This is a genomic window from Actinomycetospora sp., from assembly GCF_055612215.1.
The window spans coordinates 1-10,876 of sequence record NZ_JBVPVA010001059.1; the positions used below are offsets into that span (position 1 = coordinate 1).

The following is a 10,876-nucleotide window of genomic DNA, read 5'->3' on the forward strand; positions in this document are numbered from 1 at the left end:
CTTCGTCGACCGGCCGCCGCTGTCGTTCGTCGTCGTCGCGACGGTCTCGCTCGCCGTCCTCGTGCTGGGCTGGCGCGGCGCCGTGCTCGGGATCATCCGGCTGCGGGCCCGCCGCGCGCGGCAGCACGCCTGACCCGGCGCCTACCCTGGGGGCATGCCGGTGCGTGCTCCCCTGCGCGCCGGGCAGCAGACGCCCCTGCGCCCGGTGCCCTCCTCGATCGTCCGTCCCGAGTACGTCGGGCGCAGCGGGCCCGAGCGGTCCACCGACCCCTGGGTGCAGGACCCCGACGTCATCGAGCGCATGCGGGTCGCGAGCCGGATCGCGGCGCAGTCGCTGGTCGCCGGCGGCGAGGCCGTGAAGCCGGGCGTCACGACCGACGAGGTCGACCGCGTGGTCCACGAGTTCCTCGTCGACCACGGCGCCTACCCCTCGACGCTGGGCTACCGCGGCTTCCCGAAGTCGTGCTGCACCTCGCTCAACGAGGTCATCTGCCACGGCATCCCCGACTCGACGGTCATCGAGGACGGCGACATCGTCAACATCGACGTCACCGCCTACATCGACGGCGTGCACGGCGACACCAACGCCACGTTCCTCGCCGGGGACGTCGCCGAGGAGGACCGCCTGCTCGTCGAGCGCACGCACGAGGCCACGATGCGCGCGATCAGGGCGGTCAAGCCGGGGCGGGAGCTCAACGTCGTCGGGCGGGTCATCGAGGCCTACGCCAAGCGCTTCGGCTACGGCGTCGTGCGGGACTTCACCGGCCACGGGATCGGGCGCACGTTCCACAGCGGCCTCGTGGTGGTGCACTACGACGACCCGACCCGTCACGAGATGCTCGAGCCCGGCATGACGTTCACGATCGAGCCGATGATCACGCTGGGGAGCATCGACTACGACGTCTGGGACGACGGGTGGACGGTGACGACGAAGGACAAGTCGCGCACCGCCCAGTTCGAGCACACGATCCTCGTCACCGACACCGGCAGCGAGATCCTGACGCTGCCGTGAGGCCGCACGTCCTCGCCTCGTGCGCGGTCTCCCTCGACGGGTTCCTCGACGACGCCTCGCCGCGGCGGCTCGTGCTCTCCGGTCCCGACGACCTCGACCGCGTGGACGCCGAGCGCGCGGGCGTCGACGCGACCCTGGTCGGCGCCGGCCCCGGCCGCGCCGACGACCCGCGCCTGCTCGTGCGCTCGCCGGAGCGCCGCGCCGAGCGCGCCGCCCGCGGGCAGCCGTGCTCGCCGCTGCGGGTGGTCCTCACGAGGACGTCCCTCGACCCCGCCGCCCGCGTGCTCACCGAGGCGGGCGCCGAGACGGTCACGGTGTCCGGGCCGCCGGGGGCGGTCCTCGACGAGCTGGCCGGCCGCGGCGTCGTGCGCCTCATGGTCGAGGGCGGGGCGGAGGTCCTCCACGAGTTCCTGGCGGCCGGGGTGGTCGACGAGCTCCAGCTGGTCGTGGCGCCCCGGCTCGTGGGCGACGGCCCGCGGTTCACCGGCGCGCCCGGCGCGACCGCCCACCTCGTCGAGACCCGGACCCTGGGCGAGGACGTCCTGCTGCGCTACCGCTTCGGCGCCGCCGACGACCGCCACCTCGCCGAGGCCTGCGTCCTCACCGAGCGGTGCCCGCCGAGCGAGAGCGCGTTCAGCGTCGGGTGCGTGGTGGTCGCCGACGACGGGTCCGTGCTCGGCTCGGGCTGGTCCCGCCGCGCCGACCCCCGCGACCACGCGGAGGAGGGTGTCCTCCGGGAGCTGGCGGGCGACCCGCGGCTGCCCGGTGCGACCCTCTACAGCTCGCTCGAGCCCTGCGGGCAGCGGGCGTCCCGCCCGGACTCGTGCGCGACGCTGATCGAGCGGGCCGGCATCGCCCGGGTGGTCTACGCCTGGCGGGAGCCGCCGGAGTTCGTCGCCCTCCCGTCGGGCATCCGCCAGCTCGAGCGCGCCGGGATCGCGACCACCCACCTGCCGCGGTGGGAGCCGTTGGCCCGCCGGTGCGCGAGGCGCCGGTGAGCGGTGCCCTGCTCGTGGCCGGCACCACCAGCGACGCCGGCAAGAGCGTCCTCGTGGCCGGGATCTGCCGGTGGCTGCGGCGCCAGGGCGTCGACGTCGCGCCGTTCAAGGCCCAGAACATGAGCAACAACTCCGTCGTCACCACCGACGGCGGGGAGATCGGGCGGGCCCAGGCGCTGCAGGCGGCGGCGTGCGGGCTCGCGCCCAGCGTCGCGTTCAACCCGGTGCTGCTCAAGCCCGGGACGGACCGCAGCAGCCAGGTCGTCGTGCACGGCCGCGTGCAGGGCAGCGTCACCGCGCTGTCCTACCGCGAGCGCAAGGCCGCGCTGCTGGAGGTGGTGACGACGGCGCTCGCGGACCTGCGCACCCGCCACGACGTCGTGGTGTGCGAGGGCGCCGGCTCACCCGCGGAGATCAACCTGCGCGCGACCGACATCGCCAACATGGGCCTCGCGCGCGCCGCGGCCCTGCCCACCCTCGTCGTCGGGGACATCGACCGCGGCGGCGTCCTCGCCCACCTCTTCGGCACCCTCGCGGTGCTGGAGCCGGCGGACCAGGCCCTGATCGCCGGGTTCGTCGTCAACAAGTTCCGCGGCGACCCGGCGCTGCTCGAGCCCGGGCTGGCGCAGCTGGCGCGGCTCACGGGGCGGCCGACGCTCGGTGTCGTGCCGTACGCGCCGGAGCTGTGGATCGACGCGGAGGACTCGCTGGGCCACGGCGGTGCCGTCGGGCGGCCCGCGCCGCCGCTCGGGGCCGACTGGCTCCGGGTCGCGGTCGTGCGCCTGCCGCGGGTCTCCAACGGCACCGACGTCGACGCGCTGGCCACCGAGCCCGGGGTGTCCGTCCGCTACGTCACCGCGCCCGGCGAGCTCACCGGCGCCGACCTCGTCGTGCTCCCCGGCTCCAAGGCGACCGTCGCCGACCTCGCGTGGCTGCGGGCGAGCGGCCTCGCGGACGCGGTGGCGGCCCACGCGCGGGCCGGGCGGCCGCTGCTCGGGATCTGCGGCGGCTACCAGATGCTCGCCCGCACGATCGACGACCCGCACGGCGTCGAGGCCGCCCCGGGACGGCACGCCGGGCTGGGGCTGCTCGACGTCGACGTCGTCTTCGACCCCGCCAAGCACCTCGGCAACCCCACCGGCACGGCGCTGGGGGAGGGGGTCGCGGGCTACGAGATCCACCACGGGCGCGAGGTGCGCGGGGACGCCGCCGCTCTCGTCACGCAGGCCGACGGCACCCCCGAGGGCGTCGACGCCGGGCCGGTGCTCGGCACCCACTGGCACGGCCTGCTGGAGAACGACGGGTTCCGGCGGCGGCTGCTGGAGCGGGTGGCGACGACGACGGGGCGCGCGTTCCGGGTCTCGACGACGACCTCGTTCGCCGCCGCGCGCGCCGCGCAGCTCGACCTGCTGGCCGACCTCGTGGAGGCCCACCTGGACACGGCGGCGCTGTCGGAGTTGATCGAGCACGGGGCGCCGGCCGGGCTGCGGGTGGTCCCGCCGGCCGGCGCCCCCTGACGGCGGGCGGGCCCGGCTACGACGCGGCGTTCGCGACCTCGTCGATCGTGGCGGACATCTGGTCCTCGGTGACCATCGGGAAGAAGCCGCGGAACTGCTCGTCGCGCACGCCGCTCCAGTCGTAGGTCTGCGTGACCTTGGTGCCGGTACCGGCCGGCTCCAGCTCCCAGGTCCACGTGTGGCCCGTGGCCTTCACGTCGCCGAGCTTGTCGGTGTAGCCGTCGATCGGGTGCAGCGACGGCGCCCAACCGATCTTGCGGTTCTCCTCGTACGCGGTGACGACGTTGCGCATCTGGTACGGGCCGAGCGCGTCGTTCTCCATGTTCATGACGAACGCGTCGCCGGTCCCGGTGATCTGCTCGTCGCCCGGCTCCGCGCCGCGGATCATGTGCGCCCCGTCGAAGTCGGTGTGGCGCGCGGGCTGCACGAGCAGGGAGAAGAGCTGCTCCGGGCTCGCGTCGACGGTCTTGCTCACCTGTTGCTGGTCACTCATGCCCGGGTCGTGCCCCGGGTGCGCACCGCTCAATCGCGGACGACCGGAACCCGTCGGAACCCTGTCGGGTCGGCCGGGTCAGCTCGCGCCGCTCACCTCGTAGACGTGCCCCGCGGTCCGCAGCCGCTCGACCAGCGCCGGACCCATCGCGGTGGCCGGCGTGAGCGAGCCCGTCCGGGTCGGCAGCCGGTCCCCATCGAGCCCCAGGCACAGCAGCGACTCGCCGAGCATCACCGCGGTGGCCGCGTACCCCGGGTCGCCCGACGCGGAGACCCGGGCGGTGTAGCGCGCGCCCGTCGTCGTGGTGGCCTCCACGTCGTGGCGGAACCAGCCCTTCGCGCGGGTCTGCTCCGAGGGGCCCTCGCCGGGCTTGGGCAGGATGCGGTCGAGCACCTGGCGGGCGCCCGGCGTCGCGAACCCCGCGAGCACGGCGCCGAGCCCGGCGGTGACCGCCCCGGCCGTCACCGCACCGACCGGCCCCGAGCCGGTGGCCATCACCTCGCCGTAGCGCAGGCCCTTGCCGTACGCGTAGCCCGCGATCGCGTTGGAGCGCCGCACGATGCGGGTGTTGTAGGAGGCCATGACGAACGGGGCGACCCACCGGCCGTCGAGCAGCCCCCCGTCGAGCCGGTGCGGAGCCGGGTTGTCGCTGGGCTGGCGGGTGTCCGGCTCGCCCTCGCGGTCGGGGGAGAGGCTGTAGGGGTCGCGCAGCACCTTCATCGTCGACCGGTCGGACCGGACGGTGTCGGCGAGGCCGCGCATCGAGTCGATCGTCCCGCCCGAGACGCCGCCGCGGACCCGGACGACGGTCGTGACGTCGGCCAGCTCGCCCTCGCCGTCGGCCTGCACCCTCGAGTGCAGGAGCAGGACGCCGAGGTCGGAGGGCACGGAGTCGTACCCGCAGGAGTGCACGATCCGCGCGCCGGTCTCCTGGGCGCGGGCGTCGGTCTCGTCGATGGCCTGGCGGGCGAAGGTCGCCTCACCGGTGAGGTCGGCGTAGTGCGTGCCGGCGGCCGCGCACGCCCGCACCAGCGGGAGCCCGTACTTCGCGTAGGGCCCGACGGTGGTGGCCAGCGCCGTCGTCGAGGCGGCCATCGCGTCGAGCGCGTCGCGGTCGGTCGAGTCGGCCACGATCAGCGGCCAGTCCGACCCGGGCGCGGGCAGCGACGCGCGCACCCGCTCCAGCTTCTCCCGGGACCGGCCGGCGAGGGCCACGCGGGTGCCGGTCGGGGCGTTGCGGGCGAGGTAGTCGGCGGTGAGGGCCCCGACGAAGCTGGTGGCGCCGTAGAGGACGACCGAATGGTCACGGTCGGGGTGCACGCGCTCGCTCATGCACGGGCACGGTAGTGCCGGACCCCGACGACCGCCGTCCGCGTCACCCGGTGATCACGAACACGGGGTGCTGGGGGGCGATCGCGGCCAGCTCCTCGTCGGAGGCGTCGGCGCCCACGCCCTGGAAGAAGGCGCCGACCTCCCAGGCCCACTTCACCAGGTAGGCCCGCAGGATCGGCACGATCTCGGCCGGGTCGGTGATCTCCCGGGCGGTGACCCGCTCGGTGCGGCGGCCGACCGTCAGCTCGGCCCACCCGGAGACGCGCAGGTTGCGCACCCACTGGGTCTGGCCGCGCGCGGCGAGCAGGTAGCGGGTGGGCGTGCCGTCGGCGTCGTCGAGGGTCAGGGGGTTGACCGGGGTCGTGCGCATCTCGCCGCTCGTGCGCCCGGGGACGCCGAGCACCGTGGAGCCGGCCAGCGACACCCCGCGGCGGGTCAGGAAGGCGACCGCCGGGTTCATGACGCGGCGGGTCAGGAAGCCGGGCTGCTGGTAGTGCGTGGTCACGGGGTGCTCCTCGGGTCTTGTTGCGAGAGCGGTGCTCTCTGATGTGAGCAGTGTTCTCGAAAGACCGGGCCCTGTCAAGAGCAGTGCTCTCGGATGTGTGGGATGCTCGGCGCCGTGCCCACCGCCCGCGAGCGCGCCCGCGCCCAGACCACCGAGGCGATCCTGGCCGCCGCCCGCACGCAGCTCGCCGAGGTCGGGGCGGCCGCCCTGTCCCTGCGGGCCGTCGCGCGCGAGGTCGGGATGGTCTCCTCGGCCGTCTACCGCTACTTCCCGAGCCGTGACGAGCTGCTCACCGCGCTCATCGTGGAGGCCTACGACGCGGTCGGACAGGCGGCGGAGGCGGCGCACGACGCGGCGGCCGGGACGACCGCCCGCGAGCGCTGGGTGGCGGTGTGGCGGGGCGTGCGCACCTGGGCGCAGGCGCACCCGGCGCAGTACGCGCTGATCTACGGCTCACCGGTGCCCGGGTACGTCGCCCCGGAGGACACCCTCCCGGCGGCCGGGCGGGTCGGGGTGGTGCTGGGTCGCATCGCGACCGAGGGGCACCTCGACGCCGAGGACGAGGACCTCACCGCGGCCGTCTCGCCCGACGTCGCCGAAGGTCTCGGCATCGACCCCCGGCTCGCGGCCGCCGCCGTGTCGGCGTGGACGCTGCTGTTCGGCACGGTCGGGTTCGAGCTCTTCGGGCAGTACCGCAACGTCGTGCTCGACCGGGAGACCTTCTTCGACCACGTCGCGGAGCGGGCGGCGTCGTCGGTCGGGCTGCCCTGACGCCGGAGCCGGACCCCCGCCGCGCGCCCCCGCGACGGGCACACCACGCACGCCGGAACGCCCGAGGACCTGTCCGACGTGCCGATGATCTCGGAGGGACGCGGCGGGCAGGAGGGTTACGCTCCCCGTCGAGCGAAGGGGGCGGACGTGGAGCAACCGGCCGTCGCGGTCCGCGGCCTGACGAAGCGCTACGGCGAGGTCGAGGCGGTCCGGGGGATCGACCTCGAGGTGGCCCGCGGGGAGACGTTCGGGTTCCTGGGCCCCAACGGCGCGGGCAAGTCGACCACGATCAACATCCTCTGCACCCTGGTCGAGCCGACCGGGGGGACCGCCGCCGTGGCGGGCCTCGACGTCGTCGCCGACCGGGCCGCCGTCCGCCGGCGCATCGGGCTGGTGTTCCAGGAGCCGACGCTCGACGGGCCGATGTCGGGCGAGCAGAACCTGCGCTTCCACGGCGAGCTCTACGGCGTCGACCGGCGCACCGCCGCCGCGCGGCGCGAGGAGGTGCTGCGCACCGTCGGGCTCTGGGAACGGCGCGCGGACCCGGTCTCGACCTACTCCGGAGGGATGCGACGCCGCCTCGAGATCGCCCGCGGGCTGCTGCACTCCCCGCAGGTGCTCTTCCTCGACGAGCCGACGATCGGGCTCGACCCGCAGACCCGCGCGTCGATCTGGAACTACCTGGCGCGCCTCGGGGAGGCGGAGACCATCACCGTGTTCGTCACCACGCACTACATGGACGAGGCCGAGAACTGCGACCGGATCGCGATCATGAACGAGGGCCGGATCGTCGCCCTCGACACCCCCGAGGCACTCAAGGCGCAGGTCGGCGCGGACCGCGTCGTCGTGACCACGGACGACGACGAGGCCGCCCTCGTCGCGATCCGCCGCGACTTCGGGCTGGAGGCGGCGGTGCGCGAGGGCGCGGTGACGGTGTCGGTGCCCCGGGGCGCGGAGTTCGTGCCGCGGCTGTTCGCGGCGCTGACCGCGGAGGGCGTCGGCGTCCGCTCGGTGGCGGTGACGCGGCCGTCGCTCGACGACGTGTTCCTCGCCCACACCGGCACCACCCTCCGCGACGCCGAGGCGAGCCGCGGTCCGTCGATGCACCCGATGGCCATGCGGATGAGGGGGCGCTGAGGTGACCCAGCTGGAGGACCGGGACCGGGAGCTGCGCGTCGAGGCGGTGCGCATCCCGCAGAGCGGGCTCGCCACCGAGACGCGGGCGGCGTCCGTGGTCTGGCAGCGCGAGATGATCCGCTTCCTCAAGGACCGGACCCGGATCTTCTCGTCGCTGGCCCAGCCGCTGCTCTTCCTGTTCGTGCTGGGCAGCGGCCTGGGGTCGCTGCTCTCGAGTGCCGGCGGTCGCAGCGGCGGCGTCGCACTCCCGACGTTCCTGTTCCCGGGCGTGCTCGCGATCTCCGTGCTGTTCACGGCGGCGTTCTCGGGCATCTCGATCGTCTGGGACCGCGAGTTCGGGTTCCTGCGCGAGATGCTGGTCGCCCCGGTGTCGACCACGTCGATCCTGGTCGGCAAGGCGGTCGGCGGGGCCACCGTCGCGACGCTGCAGTGCGTCCTGCTGCTGGCGCTGGCGGGGCTGGTGGGCGTGCCCTACGACCCGCTGATGTTCCTCGAGCTGCTCGGCCTGATCTTCCTCATGGCGTTCATGATCTGCGCGCTGGGGCTGATGCTCGCGGCTCGGCTCAAGCAGGTGCAGACGGCCATGCCGATGGTGCAGCTGATCATCACGCCGCTGATGTTCCTGTCCGGCGCGCTCTTCCCGCTCGGGAACCTGCCCGCGTGGCTGACGGTGCTCACGCACGTCAACCCGATGACCTACGCCGTCGAGCCGCTGCGCCACGTGGTCTTCGACCGCCTCGACGTCTCGGCGGCCGACCGTGCGAGGTTCGACCCGGGCATCTCCTGGGGCTCGTTCGCGGTGCCGACCTGGCTCGAGATCGTGCTGACCGTGGCCTTCTCGGTGGCGCTGCTCGCGCTCGCGGTGAGGCGCTTCCGCCGCACCGACTGAGGCGTTTCCGGCGACGGCCCCGGCGGTCATCCACGTCTCCGGGCGGCGACGTGTGCCGCCCGGGGACGCAGGAGGAGGACCGGTGGACCAGCCCGTGGACGAAGAGCCCGAGCAGCTCGCGAAGGAGATCTCGGAGGGCGCCGACCGCGACGGACGCCGGATCGCCGTGGTGGAGTCGCTGACCGGGGGACTCGTGGCGAGCGACCTGGCCGCCTCTCCCGGGTCCAGCGAGTGGTTCCGGGGCGGCGTGGTCGCCTACGACCGGACCACCAAGCACGGGGTCCTCGGTGTCCCGGACGGTCCGGTCGTCGCGGAGCCGGCGGTGCGCACGATGGCCGAGCGGGCCGCGGAGATGTTCGGTGCCGACGTCGTGGTGGCCGTCAGCGGGGCGGGTGGCCCCGACCCGCAGGACGACCAGCCCCCCGGCACCGTCTGGTTCGCCGTCAGCGACCACGGCCGGACGGACGCGTGGGTCAAGCAGTTCCCGGGAGAGCCGCCCGACGTGCTCAAGGCCACCCGCATCGAGGCGCTGCACGCACTGCGCGAGCACACCACTGCCGCGCACTCGGCGGGCTAGGGCTACGACGCGAGCGGCAGGCCCAGCAGCGCGTTCTCGATGAGCTCGGGCAGCGCCGGGTGGATCCAGTACTGGCCCGTGGCGACCTCCTGGGCCTTCTGCCCGAACACCATGGCCTGCACCAGCACCTGGATCAGCGAGGAGGCCTGCGGGCCCATGAAGTGCGCCCCGAGCAGCGTGCCGTCCGGGGCGGCCAGGACCTTCGCGAACCCGGTGGTGTCCTCCATGGCCCAGCCGAAGGCGACGTCGCCGTAGGCCTGGACCTTGACGACGTAGGGCGTGCCGCGGTCGCGGAGGTCCTGCTCACGCAGCCCGACGGACGCCACCTGCGGGTGGGTGAACACGGCCGAGGGCACGAAGCGGTGGCTGGTGAGCCGCAGCGCGTCGGGGTGGAGCAGGTTGTGCTGGACGACCCGCGCCTCGTGGTTGGCGACGTGCTTGAGCTGGTACGGGGAGCTCACGTCGCCGAGCGCCCAGATGCCCTCGACGGGGGTGCGCTGGTACTCGTCGACCGGGACGCGCCCGTCGTCGGTGAGCTCGAGGCCGGTGGCGGCGACGTCGAGCCGGTCGCCGTTGGGGCGCCGTCCGGTGGCGATGAGGAGCGCGTCGGTCTCGATGGTCTCGCCGTTGCGGAGCCGTAGCACGATCGTGCCGTCCTCGCGCTGTTCGGCCGCGGTCGGGTCGGCGTCGGTGTGCACGGTGAACCGCTCCCGCGCGACCGCGGTGAACCGCTGCGTGACCAGCTCGTCCTGCTCGCGCAGCAGGGCCGGACCGCGGGTGACCACCGTGACCTCGACGCCGAGGGCGTCGAAGACGTGCGCGAACTCCGCCGCGATGTAGCCGCCGCCGCAGATGGTCATGCGCCGGGGGAGGTCCTCGAGGCGCATCACGTCGTCCGAGGTGTGGAACGGGACCCCGGACTCGGCGATCACCGGGGGCACCGTCGGGCGTGACCCGGCGGCGATGACGATGCGGTCGGCGGTCACCGTGGTCGCCGCGGACCCGTCGGTGGGCGCGACGGAGAGCTCGCGCTCGCCGGTGAACCTCGCGTGCCCCTGGTAGAGCGTGATGTTGGAGCACTCGGTGTCGCGGTAGCGCCGCCCGCCGGCCGAGATCGGGTCGATCCGGCCGAACACGCGGTCGCGGATGTCCGACCAGCGCACCTTGTCCACGGTCGCGTCGATCCCGTAGCGGCCGGCCTCGCGGATCGTCTCGGCGACGTCGGAGGCGTACACGTACATCTTCGTCGGGATGCACCCGACGTTGAGGCACGTCCCCCCGAAGACGCCGTGCTCGACGATGGCGACGTCCTGGTCCTCGAACCGGGAGTCGAGGATCGAGTTGCCCGAGCCCGAGCCGATGATGACGAGGTCGTGGTGCGGCACGCCGACCACGCTACTGCGGCGGCGTGTCCGGCGAATCGGCCACTCTCCGTCGTCGGTCCGGCCACTGCACGTCACCGCCGCCGAACGGTCGGCGGAACCGCCGAACGGCGCCGCTCGTCGACCGTTCACCGCGCCCCGCTCACCCGGCGGTGTCGTTTACCGCTCGAAATCGACCGTTCGTCGTCGCTCAGCGGGGCGAACTCCGGCCGATCGTCTTGTCGGCGCCGGTGGGCTCTGGTCAGGTTCTGCTCCGTCAGGCG

Annotated in this window: 11 protein-coding genes; 7 read left to right on the forward strand and 4 right to left on the reverse strand. The window is 74.1% G+C overall.

The genetic code is table 11. The features are described from left to right. The first annotated feature begins 154 nt into the window (after positions 1-154). Genes map through AC0CYZ_RS28635 form a run of 3 tightly spaced genes read left to right on the forward strand, consistent with a single transcriptional unit; the run spans position 155 to position 3,527 of the window. The gene (gene map, locus AC0CYZ_RS28625) at positions 155-1,012 is read left to right on the forward strand and encodes a type I methionyl aminopeptidase (RefSeq protein WP_472221504.1); all 858 of its coding nucleotides are present in this window, start codon (positions 155-157) and stop codon (positions 1,010-1,012) included. Beyond that, a complete protein-coding gene (locus tag AC0CYZ_RS28630; protein ID WP_472221505.1) occupies positions 1,009-2,010 on the forward strand; it encodes a dihydrofolate reductase family protein in 1,002 nt (333 codons plus the stop codon). Before map ends, AC0CYZ_RS28630 begins: the two co-directional genes overlap by 4 nt. Then, positions 2,007-3,527, forward strand: coding sequence for a cobyric acid synthase (locus tag AC0CYZ_RS28635; protein WP_472221506.1), 1,521 nt, complete (start codon positions 2,007-2,009; stop codon positions 3,525-3,527). Before AC0CYZ_RS28630 ends, AC0CYZ_RS28635 begins: the two co-directional genes overlap by 4 nt. A 16-nt stretch (positions 3,528-3,543) precedes the next feature. Here AC0CYZ_RS28635 and AC0CYZ_RS28640 read toward each other — a convergent pair whose 3' ends face one another. From AC0CYZ_RS28640 to AC0CYZ_RS28650, 3 genes are all read right to left on the reverse strand, one after another. Continuing rightward, positions 3,544-4,020: an SRPBCC family protein gene (locus AC0CYZ_RS28640; protein WP_472221507.1), complete on the reverse strand. Its 477-nt coding sequence runs from the start codon at positions 4,018-4,020 to the stop codon at positions 3,544-3,546. Positions 4,021-4,098: 78 nt separating this feature from the next. Beyond that, positions 4,099-5,352, reverse strand: coding sequence for a saccharopine dehydrogenase family protein (locus AC0CYZ_RS28645; RefSeq protein WP_472221508.1), 1,254 nt, complete (start codon positions 5,350-5,352; stop codon positions 4,099-4,101). Between the two features lie 43 nt (positions 5,353-5,395). Further along, the gene (locus tag AC0CYZ_RS28650; protein ID WP_472221514.1) at positions 5,396-5,812 is read right to left on the reverse strand and encodes a nitroreductase/quinone reductase family protein; all 417 of its coding nucleotides are present in this window, start codon (positions 5,810-5,812) and stop codon (positions 5,396-5,398) included. 147 nt (positions 5,813-5,959) lie between these two features. On the opposite strand from AC0CYZ_RS28650, the gene AC0CYZ_RS28655 reads away from it, so the two are divergent. The 4 genes from AC0CYZ_RS28655 (at position 5,960) to AC0CYZ_RS28670 (ending at position 9,231) form a co-directional block, all read left to right on the forward strand. Continuing rightward, complete coding sequence (locus tag AC0CYZ_RS28655; protein ID WP_472221509.1) at positions 5,960-6,628, forward strand: TetR/AcrR family transcriptional regulator; 669 nt, start codon at positions 5,960-5,962, stop codon at positions 6,626-6,628. 147 nt (positions 6,629-6,775) lie between these two features. Then, positions 6,776-7,765 (forward strand): ATP-binding cassette domain-containing protein, encoded by a 990-nt coding sequence (locus AC0CYZ_RS28660; RefSeq protein ID WP_472221510.1) that lies wholly within the window; start codon positions 6,776-6,778, stop codon positions 7,763-7,765. Between the two features lies 1 nt (position 7,766). Next, positions 7,767-8,654: an ABC transporter permease gene (locus tag AC0CYZ_RS28665; protein ID WP_472221511.1), complete on the forward strand. Its 888-nt coding sequence runs from the start codon at positions 7,767-7,769 to the stop codon at positions 8,652-8,654. Positions 8,655-8,736: 82 nt separating this feature from the next. Then, on the forward strand, positions 8,737-9,231 hold the full coding sequence (locus AC0CYZ_RS28670; RefSeq protein ID WP_472221512.1) for a CinA family protein: 495 nt from the start codon (positions 8,737-8,739) through the stop codon (positions 9,229-9,231). A 2-nt stretch (positions 9,232-9,233) separates the two neighbouring features. Here the strand turns inward: AC0CYZ_RS28670 and AC0CYZ_RS28675 are convergent, their stop codons facing one another. Beyond that, positions 9,234-10,616: a mycothione reductase gene (locus AC0CYZ_RS28675; protein WP_472221513.1), complete on the reverse strand. Its 1,383-nt coding sequence runs from the start codon at positions 10,614-10,616 to the stop codon at positions 9,234-9,236. Positions 10,617-10,876: the final 260 nt, after the last annotated feature.